Source organism: Pallidibacillus thermolactis (genome assembly GCF_025660415.1).
GTDB classification, from domain to species: Bacteria; Bacillota; Bacilli; order Bacillales; family Caldibacillaceae; genus Pallidibacillus; species Pallidibacillus thermolactis.
The window spans coordinates 1-15,779 of record NZ_JAOUSE010000063.1; the positions used below are offsets into that span (position 1 = coordinate 1).

A 15,779-nucleotide genomic window follows, 5' to 3' on the forward strand; every position below is an offset into this window, starting at 1 on the left:
ATTATTGTCTGTACGCTTCGATAACATCCTAAATTTCCCCCGTTAACCAAGAATTCTATCCCTATTATACAAAAAAAGCCTGTAGATTTGGCCACTAGTTAGGGACTTTGTCTACAAGCTGAGACGAGTAGTGATCATACTCGTCTTTTTTTTTTACTCGATTAAAAATATACAATTAAACAAAACCTAAAAAAACAGTTAAAAGTAAACGAACTACGGAAGACATAAAAAACATACTATTATGTACACTAAGAAGAAATTTATTTATTTTTTACAAAATAATAGCCACAATTTATAATGCATTCTTCCTTTTTATACTGTTGAAAAATAAGTTGGAGGTTTTCAACTATGTGTAGTTTAATAAAGATTACACTTAGATTCGTTGTATTAATTTTATTATTTTTATTGACGGCTTGTAATACAAGTAACAGTGACAATGAAGACAGTTCAAATGCTCGTTATACGTTATCAATTTCTGGATCTACTTCGGTCGGCCCTTTAGCCGAGAAATTGGCAGAAAAATATGAACAACAATCAAAAATCAATATAGAAATTAATCAAGTTGGTTCATCTGCAGGAATAACGAATTCCATTAAAGGTGTTTCCGAAATTGGGATGTCTTCTCGAGATTTAACGGAAGAAGAAATTGCAAGTGGATTAAAGGAAACAATCATTGCTTATGATGGTATTGTCGTAGTTACACATCCAAGTAATAAAGTTGGTGATTTAACGATTGAAGAAGTAAAAGACATTTTTACTGGGAAAGTTAAGAATTGGAAACAACTTGGTGGCGATGATATGGAAATTGTCGTTGTTTCACGAGAAGATGGTTCTGGTTCGCGAGATGCATTTCAAGAAATTGTTGGCTATAGTTCAAGTGAATTAATAAAAAGTGCCCTTATTGCCAGTGGGAATGGCAATATTAAGAATACTGTTGCTACGAATAAACATGCCGTAGGTTTTATTTCTTTTGAATACATAGATGACACCGTTCAACCTGTAAAAATTAATGGAGTGGAAGCTACAACAAAAAATGTGTTAAATCAATCGTATCGTTTGTCCCGACCATTTCTATTTGTATATAAAATGGAGAATTTAAGTAAAGAAGGGCAAAGTTTTATTGATTTTATTTTAAGTCCAGAAGGTCAAAAAATCGTTTCTGATGCAGGGATCATTCCTTTAAAATAAAGTTCGTTTTAAAAGCATCGTAACTCTTGGGGGAATATGCATGTCTGGTTTTATGGAAAAATCCAATAGAAGGAAATATTTTTTAGAAAAGCTGTCAGGGAAACTTTTTCTAATTTGTGCATTTATTTCTGTTATTAGTTTAGCATTAATTATTAGCTTTGTCTTTTTTAAAGGTTTTCGTCCATTTGTAGCTGAAGGTTATAATTTCATTCAATTTCTATTAGGATATGATTGGGTTCCAGGAGAAGGTCATTTCGGTGTATTTCCTATGATAGTTACTTCATTATACGCAACGATTGGTGCTTTAATTATAGGTGTTCCAATAGGACTATTTACTGCCGTTTTTTTAGCAGAAATTGCTCCAAAACCAATTGTAAAAATTTTATCTCCTGCTGTTCAACTACTTGCAGGAATTCCATCCGTATTATTCGGTGTATTTGGACTAGCTGTTATTGTTCCATTTTTACAAAATTATTTAGGGTTAGCAAAGGGACAAAGTTTAATTGCTGTTATTATTGTTTTGGCCATAATGATGTTACCTACAATTGTAACGGTTTCTGAAACGGCAATTCGTTCAGTCCCTCAATCCTATCGTGAAGGATCACTAGCATTAGGGGTTTCGGAAATGAGGACCATTTTTAAGGTTGTAATTCCAGCTGCAAAGTCAGGAATTATGGCTGCAATTGTGCTGGGGATGGGGAGAGCAATTGGTGAAACAATGGCTGTTATTTTAGTTGCGGGAAACAGTTTAATGATTCCTACTTCATTAACCGACAGTGTACGACCATTAACGACAAATATTGCATTAGAAATGGGTTATGCAGCCGGCATACATCAAGAAATGCTTTTTGCAACCGGTATAGTTTTGTTTTCTTTTATTCTAATTTTGAATTTCATATTAGCGAAAATAAGTGCGAAAGGAGGTCAGTAAAATGAATAAGGTAAAAGATCATCTTTTACAAGGAATTTTATGGATTTCTGCTATCTTAACAATTGTAATTTTAGTCACAATTATCGGTTTTATATTTTTAAAAGGATATAAATTGATGAATATTAGTTTTATTTTCGGTGATTACTCCCCAACTGGTGGCGGAGGAATTTGGCCAATGATTATTACAACAATCTATACAATTATGATTTCATTGGTAATTGCTACACCGATAGGGGTATTTGCAGCAGTATATCTACAGGAATATGCCAAACAAGGACGTTTAGTTAGAATGATTCGGTTTGCTACGGAAAGCTTAACAGGAATCCCGTCAATCATATACGGTTTATTTGGAGCGGTTTTTTTTGTTGCAACATTAAATTTTGGGATGTCCATTATTTCGGCCTCTTTAACATTAACAATCATAATTTTGCCAGTCGTCATTCGAACGACAGAAGAAGCTCTTAAAACGGTTCCACAAAGTTATCGTGAAGGGTCATTGGCACTTGGTACGACCAAATTACAAACATTATTAAAAGTCATATTGCCAAGTGCTGTTCCTGGAATTTTGTCTGGTATCATTTTATCTATGGGAAGAATAATCGGAGAATCTGCGGCAATTTTTTTAACAGCTGGTACGGTAGCAGCTTTACCTGAAGGAATTTTCTCTTCTGCAAGAACTTTAACGGTTCATTCATACTTAGTTACACAAGAGGCCGGGGATATAGAGCTTGCATCAGCCATCGGTATCGTATTAATTGTTATTATTTTCGTTCTTAATTTAACAGCGACATATATATCAAATAAACTGAATAAAGCGGATTAAAGAGGTGTAATTAATGAAAACAGCAGTTCAACTTCCTAAAAACAACTCCTTCCAGCCTCAAAATAATAAAAATGCGAAAATTAGTGTTCATAATTTTAATTTGTTTTATGGTGAAAAACAAGCATTATTTGATATTTCATTGGATATAAACGAAAAAGAAATTACAGCATTAATTGGTCCATCTGGATGTGGGAAATCAACGTTTTTACGGTCAATTAATCGAATGAATGACTTAATTGATAATGTAAAAGTTAGTGGCGAGATCTTTATAGATAATGAAAATATTTATCGGTCCAATGATGTAATTAAATTAAGGACAAAAGTAGGTATGGTATTTCAAAAACCAAACTTATTCCCAATGAGTATTTATGATAATGTTGCCTATGGTCCACGCATGCATGGTATTAAAAATAAAAAAGTATTAAATCATATTGTCGAAGAGAGTTTACGAGGCGCCGCAATTTGGGATGAGGTAAAAGACCGTTTGAAGTCATCTGCTTTAGGTCTTTCTGGAGGTCAACAACAACGGGTATGTATTGCAAGGGCAATCGCAATGAAACCTGAAGTTATTTTAATGGACGAACCAACTTCAGCGCTTGATCCTATTTCAACTTTAAAAGTAGAAGAATTATTATCACAAATGAAAGAGAACTATACAATTGTAATTGTTACACATAATATGCAACAGGCAGCACGTGTGTCCGATCGAACAGCATTTTTCTTAAATGGTGAAGTTATTGAATATGATACAACAGATACAATCTTCTCTGTACCTAAAGATAAGCGAACAGAAGAATACATTACTGGACGTTTTGGTTAAGTAGAAATGGAAAAGAGAATGACCAAAAGTTTGATTTTAGGCTCATTGATAGGTATGTTGAAGACACGGCCTGAGTCATCTCAAGTATTATTGTAGGAACTTCGGCCGTGCCGTTGGGGAGCTGTCAACACAGTCTTCAGAAATCCATTTTTTTATGCTTGTTAACAAGCTCATTATTATTGTATCTCATTTTAAATGAGAACGAACGGTTACTTTTCTCGCTATTAAAATAATGGATGCGGCAATGATGAATAACACGGTTGCAACACTTGCGAATGCTTCATCCGGTGTGAGTGTAAAAGCACCTGTTATTGACGATCCTAAAAATGAACCAACTGAAATACAGCCGTAAAATATACCAAAGGCTGTACCCCGAATATTTCGAGCAGAGTGTTTCGATACTAAATTAGCCATGGACGGAAAAATTAAGGCAAAACCGATACCGTAGCAAACCATTCCGATAAATAACATCTTTAAACTTTGTGCTGTATATAATAATAGATCTGAAGCAGCTACAACGATTAAACCGATTGGTAAAACGTATTCGTTATGGAATCTATCATATACACGATTTGTAGGTAATAAGAAAAATAAAATAGCTACAATACCAAATGTACTAATTAATATGCCAGTCAAGTGATTTTCAATGTGTAATGCTGAGGCTTTTAAAGGTAACATATAAGCTAAAATACCTTGTGATGCAGCAAAAGCAACAGAACCAAAAAAGGCAATAAGTAACCCTTTATTTTTTAATAAAGCAAAAACATTTCTTGCATCTGAAGCTGTCGAGTCTCCATAATCTGCTTTTTCTTTTTGTAATGGTTTAATGAAAAGCGAAATCACTAAACCGATAAGCATAAAAATAGAAATAATCATATATACTTCAGGTTGACCAAGCCTTGCCGAAACAATACCACTATATGTTGGTCCACCAATGGCAGCTAAACCAACTGCTGCACCAGCATAAGCCATTGTTCGTCCGTGATGTTGATGAGTGCTTTTATTATAAAGAGTGATATATGTGAAAGCGGCAGGTGTGATAATACCAGCACTTAATCCATTTAAGAATCGGACCCATAACAATTGTTCAGGTGTTTGGATAATAGTATATAAAAATAGAATGATCCCATTAATTAAAAAACCAGCAATTAATATCTTTTTCGGACCATTCTTATCAACTAAAAGACCAGAAAAGAAATTACTCAATAAATTCGAAAAGGAATAAATGCCCACGATAAATCCGATAATTCCAGTGTTAGGGTCTGCCCCTAAGTTTTCAGCATATATACTTACAATTGGTAACTGTGCAAATAAGTCGTTAAATGATATAAATATTAGTAAATATAGTAAAAATAGCACGAAAAAACCCTCTTTCTCTTATACATAAATGTTTGTTACATACTTATCATATTCGTTTAAAAGTATAGCACTAATTCAAAAAGAATTCTAAAGAAGGAAATTAAAAAAAGCAACCATAATAGGTTGCCAAAAAATGGATTGCTCATACAGACTCCCAATGCTTAGAAATAAATTCATCCCGTCCAGATTTTTTCCGATCTTCTAAATATTTTTCAGGGGCTTTTTTATAAAAATCTTGATGATATTCTTCGGCTGGGTAAAACGGCTGAGCTGGTAAAATTTTAGTCACAATCGGTCTATTGAATTTACCACTTTTTTCTAATTCACTTTTCGATTTCTCTGCCAATATGCGTTGTTCCTCTGTATGGTAAAAAATCGCTGTTCGGTATTGACTTCCTCGGTCATGGAATTGCCCATCAGGATCAGTTGGATCAATTTGTTGCCAATAAATATTTAAAATGGTTTCATAAGAAAGTTTAGTTGGATCATAAGTAATTTGAACAACTTCGTAATGTCCTGTAGTACCTGATTTAACCTGTTCATAGGTTGGGTTTTCAATATTTCCTCCTGAATAACCACTAATGACACTTTCTACACCTTCCCATTGGTCAAATGGTTTTACCATACACCAAAAACATCCACCGGCAAAAGTGGCTTTTTCTAAATCTGACATAGATATCAACTCCGATTATAGCGTGTTAAAAGTTTATTTGTAAATTTTAACATGAAACTAAAATTATGCAAGAAAAAACATGCAAGGAGCAGAAATGAATATAGGCATAAGAATAAAAAAATAGGAAAAAATCCATTCTAATAAATGCATTTAGTAAATGCGTAAAGGAGGATAAATATGAAACATACTCGTGCGTTATTGATAAAGTTTGTCATGATCACAGTAGTATTACTTGTAACTCTTGGATTTTTATATGGGGTTGATTTCGGAGATATATTAACCATTAGTCTTATTTTAACAATAGCTGCATATTTAATTGGTGATATGGTTATTTTACCTCAATTCGGAAACACTGCTGCGACTATTGCAGATTTTGGGCTAGCTTATTTAGGAACTTGGCTAGTTGGAGCGATGATAATAGAACAACCAATTAGATTAGGCGTAGCGAGTTTTATTACAGCATTAATTATTGCAATAGGTGAAGCGTTTTACCATCGTTATTTAACTAAGACAGTGATTCATGATCAAAATAAAAAAGATGATTTGGATCTTTTACGGCCAAGTTATCAAACGGAATTTGCAGAAGAAACGAATCCTAAAATCAATACAGAAAATAATAAAAATCGTGAAGAGAATACAAGATATACTACTGAATTTGCCCAGGAGACAAAGCCCAAGCTTAATGAAAAAAGCATGAGCAAAAGTAAAGAGAACAATGATTTCTCTACAGAATTTGGTGAAGAATTTTCTTCAAATTATAATGCACAAACAAGTAGTCGAGCCAATATACACTGGTACCAAACTGAAGCTGATACTGAATTTGGTGAAGACAATTATATTTCAAAAAAGACAAAGAGTAATACTAAGAAAAAAAGTCAATCGCAATCGAAAAACGATCAGTATCAAACAGAGCTAGGAATGGAATTTTCCGAGCCAACTAATTCAAAATCAGTGACAAACGAAAAAGTGGGCCAATCTCCGAATGTTACAAATGATCCTTCCTATTATTTAAGAGGGCATGATTTCCAATCAGGATATAATTATGTATCGGTTGAAGATAATCAAACAAATATGGTGGGAGAAACAAACGAAACTGGAAAAAATGAAACTAATGCAAGATTGGATAAAAATAATCATCCAGAAAACGGTACATGAATGTGAATTAAATAATATATATAAGGCATGTAGATGAAAACTCTACATGCCTTCGTTATTTCTTAGTAGGACCATTTATTTACTAAGTGTCGGTTTCAATATGTTATTTATATCAATATTATCAGCTTTACTGGTCAGGTTACGAAATAAATGTTTAACTTTTTCATTTCCTTTTCCTTTCCTCATCGTATAAGCTGCCGTTGCCCCACCTGCTATACCAAGACCAAGTAATGATAACAACATTGTATTTCGTCTTCTTCTTCTGCGAGGCATCATATTCATCATTTTATTGATATTCATTTGTTTCATTAATTGTCTTCGCATGGCCATATAAACATACACCTCTTTCTCTATAGTCGAAGAAAATAATTTCTTCTCTAGTATTGTTTGTGTAATAAGTAAAGGTATACAAGGGAGTAAAATCAGTAAATGGTTATTTTTGTCTTTCTTCTATTATTTGGTTGTGAACGATGTCTCATTTTGACAATTATGTTTTCACTATTTTTGCCGAATACTATTGTTATAAAGCTATAAAAGGAGCGTTAAGTATATGTTAACGAAACAACAAATTCATCACTTAAAACAAATCCTAACACAAGAAAAAAATGATATTGAAAAAAGGCTGAAAGAGAATAATCAATTCGATTTAAATAAAGGACATGCACATGAGTCGGTTGGAGAATTATCAAGTTATGATAACCATCCTGCAGACGAAGCTTCGGAATTATTTGAAAGACAAAAGGATGTTGCCTTGAATGAACATGAAGGGGAATATTTGAAAAGTATTCACAATGCATTACTGGCCATTGAAAAAGGAACATATGGCAAATGTGTAATATGTGGGAAAGACATCCCATATGAACGTTTAGAGGCAATTCCTACTACGATATACTGTAAAGAACATTCTCCGGACAAAGTCACGTCAAAAGACCGTCCTGTTGAAGAAGATGTATTAATGACGCCTTATGGTAAATTTAATTTTGATGTGTCAAGGGATGAAGGAATTACTTTCGATGCTGAAGATTCATGGCAGGAAGTGGCGTCTTGGGGAACAAGTGATTCACCCCAAGATTATTTGGAACAAATCGAACATTACAATGATGTAAATATTGAACCTAACGAAAATCTTGGGTATGTAGAAGATTATGAAAATTTTAGTGCAGTCGATCTTTATGGAAAACCAATAAACATATATCCAACAAAGCAACATGAAAAATATGAAGAATTATTAGATGAAGAAGGTACAATGACGATTTTCGGTGACTTGCCAGGTAATGAAAAGGATCCATATGTAGATGAATAGTCCATTATTTAAAAATAGTTAAAAATACATTTAAATAAAAAATTAAAAAAGTGTTGACGTATAGAAAAATTTTCCTTATACTCTAAATAACAAAAATTTAATAAGTGAGTATTTACTCTTATCAAGAGTGGTGGAGGGATTAGGCCCTATGAAACCCGGCAACCTTCAAACAATGTTTGAAAAGGTGCCAAATCCTACAGATCTGAGTTGATCTGAGAGATAAGAGGAGGAAGCGAATATTCGACCTCTTCTTATTGAAGAGGTTTTTTATTTTATACATTCCTCTTCAACTCTCTAATATATTAAATACTCACTGTACTAAAATTAACGAGGGGGAATTGGAAATGACAAATAATTACAAAGACGAAACCATATTATTACATGCAGGACAAGAGGTAGACCCAACGACAGGTTCACGTACTGTACCGATTTATCAAACCACTTCTTATGTTTTTAAAGATGCCGATCATGCTGCGGATTTATTTTCACTAAAAGAAACGGGAAATATTTATTCACGTATAATGAATCCAACCGTTGATGCTTTTGAAAAGCGTGTTTCCGAACTTGAAGGCGGTATAGCTGCTGTAGCTACTGCATCTGGTTCAGCAGCCATTACTTATGCAATTTTAAATGTTGCTGAAGTGGGCGATGAAGTAATTGCAGCGTCTAACCTTTACGGTGGAACATATAACTTATTTGCGAATACAATTAAAAAATTTGGTGTTACAGTAAAATTCGTAGATGCAGAAGATCCAGAAAATTTCCGGAGAGCTGTTACAAATAAAACAAAAGCTTTCTTTGGAGAAATTATTGGCAACCCAAGTTTACAGGTGTTTGATGTAGAAGCCGTTGCTAAAATAGCAAACGAAGTCGGTGTACCATTAATTATCGATAATACTTTTGCTCCATATAGTGCTAAGCCAATCAAGTGGGGAGCAAACGTTGTTGTTCATTCCGCTACAAAATTAATCGGTGGTCACGGTAATTCTATCGGTGGTGTTGTTGTTGATGCTGGAAACTTCGATTGGAGTAATCCTAAATTTACCGGATTTAATGAACCAGATCCAGGTTACCATGGCCTGAAATATGCAGAATTAGGTGAAGCTGCCTTCGCGTTAAAATTACGCGTTCAATTATTACGTGATACAGGTGCATGTTTATCCCCACAAAATGCATTCTACTTTTTACAAGGTCTTGAAACACTACATTTACGTTATGAGAGACATAGTGAAAATGCTTTAAAAGTAGCAACTTATTTAAAAGAAAATCCGAATGTTGCATGGGTAAACTATCCAGGTCATGAAGATCATCCTTATTACGATTTAGCGAAAAAATATTTACCAAAGGGAGCTGGTTCCATTGTTGTATTCGGTGTTAAAGGTGGGAGAGAAGTAGGCAGACAAGTTGTCAATAACGTTAAATTATTCTCACATGTTGCAAATGTAGGAGATGCAAAATCATTAATTATACATCCTGCTTCAACGACCCATTCTCAATTAAGTGATGAAGAACTGAAACTCACTGGTACTCCGGAAGAATTGATTCGGTTATCCGTTGGTATTGAAAACGTCGATGATATAATAGAAGATCTTGACCAAGCAATTAAAAACGCTGTAAAAGCGACTACTATCGTTAATGGTTAGATTGAATCATCTTACATTTGGTCATGATAGGATTTTTTTCATTAAATTCTGTCATGACCATTATTGTATGACTGGAATTTGTGCTTTTTTACTAAAGGAGTGTTAGAATATTGGGGAAAAAAGCAGCAATACTAGGTTTTGGAACTGTTGGCCAAGGGATTTATGAGGGAATTCGTTCCCATCGAGAGTATATTAAAAATGTTCTAGGAACATCGATCGAAATAGTAGCTATTTTAATTAAAGACCCATTGAAAGATAGACAAATTGATGCGGGAGTACTTGTTACGAATAAAATTGAGGATATTTTAGCAATACCTGATTTAGAAATTGTCTTTGAAGCGATTGTAGGAAAAGATCCATGTTTTTCATATTTGAAACAGATAATTGAAAAAGGCTGTCATGTCATTACGGCAAATAAAGCAATGTTTGCTGCCTATGGACATGAATTATTAAAGTTGGCAGAAAAACATCATGTAAAGGTGAAATATGAAGCAACTGTTGCTGGTGGTGTACCAATTATTGGAGCCCTTACAAATCTTTTGCAAGCCAATAAAATTTTTGAGATTCAAGGTATATTAAATGGTACATCAAATTATATTTTGACGGAAATGCGAAAGGGAAATAATTCTTTTGATCAAGCCTTAAAAAAAGCGCAAGAATTAGGTTATGCTGAGGCTGATCCGTCTAGTGATATTGAAGGATTTGACGCCTTTTATAAATTAAACATCTTAATACACACGGTAACTGGAACGAATATTGAATGGAATCGAATCGAGCGAAAAGGGATTTCGTCAATTACAAAAGAGCAAATCGTTATTGCTGATAAATTAGGATTACGTTTTCGACATATGGCCTATTTTTCCAATTATCCGAACGAACAGCCACAATTTTGGGTAAAACCTGTTTTAATAGACGTTAACCATCCGTTTTATTCAATTGATGGTGTTGATAATACAATCTTTGTAAAAGGTTCATTAATTAGTGGTCTAACCTTTACAGGTCCCGGCGCAGGGAAATTTGCGACGGCAAGTGCAATGATTGAAGATTTGTTACAGATTTATCATACAAAGGATAAGATAAAAAAACGAAAGGACGTTTCGTTGATTCAAACACTAAACAGTGAAAAAAATGTTAACTCTAATAATGAAAAAAATTGGATTATTTTTAGTAAACTTAATGCAAATCAGTGGAATATTCACATCCAATATAAAAAGAAATTCAATATTGATAATTATGCAATTTTTCTCATCTCAGCTCGCGAACAAGTGATTAAACAATATTTTAATAACGCTAATATCTTTGTGTATGAGTTGATTGGTGATGAACGAATAGACCAAATAAAAATTAATGAGCAACAATTGCAAATTGTATAATCGATTAAAAAGACTATTTATATAAGGAGGGAGGGGCTTTTTGCTCCTCTTTTTTCCTTATATTTCAGTGCAACAATCTTTAAAATTTACCTTCATTTTTGTTATGATATGATATATTTCGAAGTTCTAAATATCAATCAAGATGTTGGAGGATATTCCATGCCAAAAAAAGTCATTTCGTTCATCCGCCCTTATATAAAATTAATGATTATTGCATGGATGTTAATGCTTATTGAATTAGCAGTAGAACTAACAGCCCCCATTTTGATGGCGAAGATCATTGATGAAGGTGTATTGGTTCATGAAATAGATGTTGTTATTGAGTGGGGAATTTGGTTATTAATCATCACTTTAATTGCTTTTGTTGCAGGAATTACCAATTCTTTTTTTGCTGCATTTGTTAGTCAAAATTTCGGTTTTGATATTCGGAATAATATGTATTCAAAGATCCAAAATCTCTCTTTTCATCGTTTAGTTTTGTATCCAACCGCTAACTTAATTACTCGTTTAACCAATGATGTAACACAAATTCAACATACAACATTTATCATTATGCGAATTGCACTTCGAGCACCATTATTAGTTTTATTAGGAACGATAATGGCATTTTTAGTGAATTGGAAAATTGCATTAGTATTTATCTTCACCATTCCAGTTATTATATTTTTCTTATTCTATATGATGAAACTCGGAATTAAGAATTTCCGATCAGTGCAAAAACGACTGGACCAAGTGAATCGGATCATTCGTGAAAATTTAAAAGCAATGCGAATTATTAAAGCCTTTTATCGAAAAGAATCAGAAGTAACTCGATTTATTGCTGCCAATCACCAGTTAAAAATACAGACGATGAAAACAATGCGAATGATAGAGTTAAACACCCCAATACTATTGTTTATTATGAACGTAAGTATTGTAGTTATTTTATGGTATGGAAATGTGCAGTTACAAATCGGTGGAGCTGGTGCGGGAGAAGTTGTTGCCATTGTTAACTATGCGACGAGAATTACTGGATCGTTGTCCAACCTTTCATGGATTATCATGGCATTTGCGAGAGCGAAAGCATCAAATGACCGAATGAATGAAATTTTAATGATGGAAGAAGAGAAAAGTGGACCACAAAGTGTAAAACAACCGATAAAAGGAAAGATCCAATTTAAGGATGTCTATTTCAGCTATGATGAGAATCATAATAAAGATTGGATTTTAAAAAGTATAAACTTTACCGTTGAACCAGGCCAAAAAGTCGCGATTATGGGTTCTACAGGTTCAGGAAAAACCTCCTTATTCCAACTAATACCAAAACTCTTTGAACCCAATAGTGGACAGTTATTAATTGATGGTAAAAATATAAAAGTTTATAATGCCATTCATCTTCGTAACCAAATTGGTTATGTTCCTCAAGAACCCCACTTATTTTCTGGTACCATTAAAGAAAATATTGCTTGGGGTAAACAGGATGCAACGATGGATGAAATAGTTGAAGCAGCAAAAGATGCTCAAATTCATAGCTCAATCCTACAATTTCCAAAACAATACGATACAGTAATCGGACAGAAGGGCGTCAACTTATCAGGTGGTCAAAAGCAACGCTTAACGATCGCTCGGGCATTAGTCCGAAAACCGAAAATATTACTTTTAGATGATAGTACAAGTGCTCTAGATATGCAAACTGAACGTGAACTTATTTTAGCTTTAAATAAATGTAAATGTACAATACTGATAATTACTCAAAAAATTTCTACCGCGAAACAGTTGGACTTTATTTTACTACTTGATGATGGTGAAGTTATCGCACAAGGTACCCATGAACAATTATTAAAGAACAGTAAACTTTATCAAAAAATATATACATCCCAATTAGGAAAGGAGGTCTTTAAGTAATGGCTAGAAGACATCCACGTAACATCAATCCAGAAGATTTAAAATTAACGAAGAGCAAATTTAAAACTGTTGGTAGACTTTGGAAAGAATTATTAAGTCATCGTGGCCTCCTTTTTTTCGTTTTATTTCTTATATTGTTAAGTACAATGCTTGGAATTTTAGGTCCATATTTAATCGGATATGCGATTGACCAGTTTATTTATCATCAAACCTTATCTGGTTTTGTTCCATTGTTAACTGGTTTAATTACTGTGTATTTTTTCTATTCGTTCACGAGCTTTTTACAAAATTATTCGATGATCGGAATTGCGCAAGAAACCGTTTATTCTATGAGAACGCGACTATTTTCACATCTACAACAATTACCGGTTTCCTTTTTTGATAATAGACAACATGGAGAAATTATGAGCCGGCTCACAAATGATATGGATAATGTAAGTTCTACATTAAATAGTTCTGTTATTCAAATTTTTTCTAGTGTGTTAACTTTATCGGGTACCATTATTTTTATGGTTTGGTTAAGTCCGCTATTAACCATGATTACATTGACAATTGTTCCGTTATTATATATAGGTATGAAGTGGATTACGAAACGAACGAGTAAATATTTTAAAGAGCAACAAAAACATTTAGGTCAGTTAAACGGTTTTATTGAAGAAACCATTTCAAGTCAGAAAATAATTAAAAGTTATTCCCAAGAACAATTTGTTTTAGATGAATTTTTTAAAAAAAGTAATGAGTTAAAAAAAGCGGGTTTTTGGGCTCAGTCGATTTCTGGTTTTATTCCGAAATTAATGAATATGTTAAATAACTTAAGTTTTTCGCTAATTGTGTTTTTAGGTGGATTACTTGCTTTAAACGATTCCGTAACCGTAGGTTTAATTGTGACGTTTACGGAATATGCTAGACAATTCACAAGACCGCTTCATGATTTAGCAAACCAATACAATCAATTATTATCTGCTGTAGCCGGTGCAGAACGAGTGTACCAGATTTTAGACGAAGACAAAGAAGAAATTGATGAGCTTAAAGCAGAACGAATTGAACATCTCAATGGAAACGTAGAATTTCAAAATGTATCGTTTTCTTATGGACGGGAAGAAAATACCATTAAAAATATAAGTTTTTCTGTTAAAACTGGACAAACGGTTGCTTTGGTTGGTCCTACAGGAGCAGGAAAATCTACAATTATCAATTTGTTAATGCGGCTTTATGAACCACATGAAGGTGCGATATACATCGATGGGATAAATATTCAAAAAATAACAAGAGAAAGTCTCCGTTCCTTTTACGGATTTGTACTACAAGAAGTCTTCCTTTTTGAAGATACCATTCGGGAAAATATCCGATTTGGCCAATTAGATGCTTCGGATGAGGAAGTGGAAGCCGCTGCGAAAAAAGCAAATGCCCACTCATTTATTATGAAATTGCCAAATGGCTATGATACAAAACTGACGGAAGACGGTGCTGGAATTAGTCAAGGCCAGAAACAATTAATATCTATAGCTCGTGCTATTTTACGAAATCCGACCATCTTAATCTTAGATGAAGCAACAAGTAATATTGATACCGTTACTGAAATTCAAATTCAAGAAGCATTACAATGTTTAATGAAAAACCGAACCACATTTGTTATTGCCCACCGGTTAAACACAATCCAAAATGCTGATCAAATTTTAGTTATTCATGACGGTGAAATAATTGAACGAGGAAATCATGAATCGTTATTAAAGAAAAATGGTATTTATAGCAATATGTATAAACAAAAAGAGGGAACGAATGTTGTATAAGGTTATAGACAATTTGATTATTAATCATATATTATATGTTTAGCGTTTAATAATCATATAGAAAGGAAGACATCGAGTGTATTCTTTTTTAGGAAATATAGCAAAATTTATATTAAAGATCTTTAATCGTGTTGAAGTACATAACTTGGACAAACTTCCAAAAGATTCCGGCTTTATTATTGCTTGTAATCATATTAGTTGGGTTGATATTGTTGGGTTAGGTGTAGCACTTTTGCCGAAACAAATCCATTTTATGGCGAAAAAAGAATTATTTGCAAAAAAATGGTCAAAAAAATTTATTACTAGTTTAAATGGCTTCCCTGTTGATCGTGAAAATCCTGGTCCAAGTAGTATAAAAATCCCTGTAAAATTATTGAAAGAAGGAAAAATCGTTGGGATTTTTCCGAGCGGTACTCGTGATGGAGACGCCCCATTAAAACGAGGTGCTGTTACGATTGCTAATTTAGCAAAAGTTCAAATTGTCCCAGCTGCTTACGTTGGTCCAACTTCGTTGAAAGAGATATTTACAGGAAAAAAAATGAGGGTTATTATTGGAGAACCAATGCAAATTTCTGAAAAAGGAAAGGAAGCTTTGTTTGAAGCAACAGACGAACTATCGAAACGAATCAATGAATTAGAGGTTCAAATTAAATCAAAATAAAAAGTAACGAATAGGGGCTGTCCAATAAGTCCCCAAAAAAAGAGCGAAATTGAGCAGACTGTCGACAAACCCCAACTCAAATGCTTCATTTGAGTTGGGATTTGTCTTTTTTTGCTCATCATTTTCTAAGATTCTTATCTTATTTAGGCTGGACATGGTCTTTTCCATGTCCAGTT

Annotated in this window: 15 protein-coding genes and 1 riboswitch; of the genes, 11 read left to right on the forward strand and 4 right to left on the reverse strand. The window is 33.5% G+C overall.

Features of this window, described 5'->3' with window-relative positions; all coding sequences use genetic code 11:
* Positions 1-348: 348 nt before the first annotated feature.
* From OEV82_RS14345 to pstB, 4 genes are read left to right on the forward strand one after another with little or no spacing between them, the layout of a single operon-like run.
* Entirely contained in the window at positions 349-1,188 is an 840-nt protein-coding gene (locus OEV82_RS14345; RefSeq protein ID WP_173660185.1) for a phosphate ABC transporter substrate-binding protein, read from the forward strand.
* Between the two features lie 40 nt (positions 1,189-1,228).
* The gene (gene pstC, locus OEV82_RS14350; RefSeq protein ID WP_263062248.1) at positions 1,229-2,119 is read left to right on the forward strand and encodes a phosphate ABC transporter permease subunit PstC; all 891 of its coding nucleotides are present in this window, start codon (positions 1,229-1,231) and stop codon (positions 2,117-2,119) included.
* Position 2,120: 1 nt separating this feature from the next.
* Complete coding sequence (gene pstA, locus OEV82_RS14355; protein WP_173660183.1) at positions 2,121-2,942, forward strand: phosphate ABC transporter permease PstA; 822 nt, start codon at positions 2,121-2,123, stop codon at positions 2,940-2,942.
* Positions 2,943-2,955: 13 nt separating this feature from the next.
* A complete protein-coding gene (pstB, locus tag OEV82_RS14360) occupies positions 2,956-3,762 on the forward strand; it encodes a phosphate ABC transporter ATP-binding protein PstB (RefSeq protein WP_173660181.1) in 807 nt (268 codons plus the stop codon).
* Between the two features lie 186 nt (positions 3,763-3,948).
* Here the strand turns inward: pstB and OEV82_RS14365 are convergent, their stop codons facing one another.
* Both OEV82_RS14365 and msrA read right to left on the reverse strand, forming a co-directional pair.
* Positions 3,949-5,121 carry an MFS transporter gene (locus OEV82_RS14365; RefSeq protein ID WP_173660179.1) on the reverse strand — a complete coding sequence of 391 codons (1,173 nt, stop codon included), beginning with the start codon at positions 5,119-5,121 and terminating at the stop codon, positions 3,949-3,951.
* A 142-nt stretch (positions 5,122-5,263) separates the two neighbouring features.
* Positions 5,264-5,794 (reverse strand): peptide-methionine (S)-S-oxide reductase MsrA, encoded by a 531-nt coding sequence (gene msrA, locus OEV82_RS14370; protein WP_173660177.1) that lies wholly within the window; start codon positions 5,792-5,794, stop codon positions 5,264-5,266.
* Between the two features lie 177 nt (positions 5,795-5,971).
* On the opposite strand from msrA, the gene OEV82_RS14375 reads away from it, so the two are divergent.
* Entirely contained in the window at positions 5,972-6,949 is a 978-nt protein-coding gene (locus tag OEV82_RS14375; protein ID WP_263062250.1) for a YndM family protein, read from the forward strand.
* A gap of 75 nt (positions 6,950-7,024) precedes the next feature.
* On the opposite strand, the gene OEV82_RS14380 is transcribed toward OEV82_RS14375, so the two are convergent.
* Entirely contained in the window at positions 7,025-7,279 is a 255-nt protein-coding gene (locus OEV82_RS14380; RefSeq protein ID WP_173660173.1) for a hypothetical protein, read from the reverse strand.
* A 220-nt stretch (positions 7,280-7,499) separates the two neighbouring features.
* Between OEV82_RS14380 and OEV82_RS14385 the strand changes: the two genes are divergently transcribed.
* The 6 genes from OEV82_RS14385 to OEV82_RS14410 all read left to right on the forward strand — a co-directional run bounded on the left by OEV82_RS14385 (position 7,500) and on the right by OEV82_RS14410 (position 15,603).
* Positions 7,500-8,252: a TraR/DksA C4-type zinc finger protein gene (locus OEV82_RS14385; RefSeq protein ID WP_173660171.1), complete on the forward strand. Its 753-nt coding sequence runs from the start codon at positions 7,500-7,502 to the stop codon at positions 8,250-8,252.
* 115 nt (positions 8,253-8,367) lie between these two features.
* Positions 8,368-8,478: riboswitch (SAM riboswitch) on the forward strand.
* 118 nt (positions 8,479-8,596) lie between these two features.
* A complete protein-coding gene (locus OEV82_RS14390) occupies positions 8,597-9,895 on the forward strand; it encodes an O-acetylhomoserine aminocarboxypropyltransferase/cysteine synthase family protein (protein ID WP_173660169.1) in 1,299 nt (432 codons plus the stop codon).
* A gap of 110 nt (positions 9,896-10,005) precedes the next feature.
* Positions 10,006-11,268 (forward strand): homoserine dehydrogenase, encoded by a 1,263-nt coding sequence (locus OEV82_RS14395; protein WP_263062251.1) that lies wholly within the window; start codon positions 10,006-10,008, stop codon positions 11,266-11,268.
* A 159-nt stretch (positions 11,269-11,427) separates the two neighbouring features.
* Positions 11,428-13,152 (forward strand): ABC transporter ATP-binding protein, encoded by a 1,725-nt coding sequence (locus tag OEV82_RS14400; RefSeq protein ID WP_263062252.1) that lies wholly within the window; start codon positions 11,428-11,430, stop codon positions 13,150-13,152.
* Positions 13,152-14,942, forward strand: a complete 1,791-nt coding sequence (locus OEV82_RS14405) for an ABC transporter ATP-binding protein (protein WP_263062253.1) — start codon at positions 13,152-13,154, stop codon at positions 14,940-14,942. The genes OEV82_RS14400 and OEV82_RS14405 overlap by 1 nt, the downstream gene beginning before the upstream one ends.
* Before the next feature lie 76 nt (positions 14,943-15,018).
* Positions 15,019-15,603, forward strand: a complete 585-nt coding sequence (locus tag OEV82_RS14410) for a lysophospholipid acyltransferase family protein (protein ID WP_173660163.1) — start codon at positions 15,019-15,021, stop codon at positions 15,601-15,603.
* Here the strand turns inward: OEV82_RS14410 and OEV82_RS14415 are convergent.
* Positions 15,595-15,779: hypothetical protein (locus tag OEV82_RS14415; protein ID WP_263062254.1), on the reverse strand; the 185-nt coding region annotated here is incomplete at its 5' end. The two genes, OEV82_RS14410 and OEV82_RS14415, sit on opposite strands and share 9 nt — an antisense overlap.

What these genes read in the sequence shown, in the direction of transcription:
- OEV82_RS14345 (WP_173660185.1), top strand. Translation starts at nt 349, where the DNA reads ATGTGTAGTTTAATAAAGATTACACTTAGATTCGTTGTATTAATTTTA.
- pstC (WP_263062248.1), top strand. Translation starts at nt 1,229, where the DNA reads ATGTCTGGTTTTATGGAAAAATCCAATAGAAGGAAATATTTTTTAGAA.
- pstA (WP_173660183.1), top strand. Translation starts at nt 2,121, where the DNA reads ATGAATAAGGTAAAAGATCATCTTTTACAAGGAATTTTATGGATTTCT.
- pstB (WP_173660181.1), top strand. Translation starts at nt 2,956, where the DNA reads ATGAAAACAGCAGTTCAACTTCCTAAAAACAACTCCTTCCAGCCTCAA.
- msrA (WP_173660177.1), bottom strand. Translation starts at nt 5,794, where the DNA reads ATGTCAGATTTAGAAAAAGCCACTTTTGCCGGTGGATGTTTTTGGTGT.
- OEV82_RS14375 (WP_263062250.1), top strand. Translation starts at nt 5,972, where the DNA reads ATGAAACATACTCGTGCGTTATTGATAAAGTTTGTCATGATCACAGTA.
- OEV82_RS14380 (WP_173660173.1), bottom strand. Translation starts at nt 7,279, where the DNA reads ATGGCCATGCGAAGACAATTAATGAAACAAATGAATATCAATAAAATG.
- OEV82_RS14385 (WP_173660171.1), top strand. Translation starts at nt 7,500, where the DNA reads ATGTTAACGAAACAACAAATTCATCACTTAAAACAAATCCTAACACAA.
- OEV82_RS14390 (WP_173660169.1), top strand. Translation starts at nt 8,597, where the DNA reads ATGACAAATAATTACAAAGACGAAACCATATTATTACATGCAGGACAA.
- OEV82_RS14400 (WP_263062252.1), top strand. Translation starts at nt 11,428, where the DNA reads ATGCCAAAAAAAGTCATTTCGTTCATCCGCCCTTATATAAAATTAATG.
- OEV82_RS14405 (WP_263062253.1), top strand. Translation starts at nt 13,152, where the DNA reads ATGGCTAGAAGACATCCACGTAACATCAATCCAGAAGATTTAAAATTA.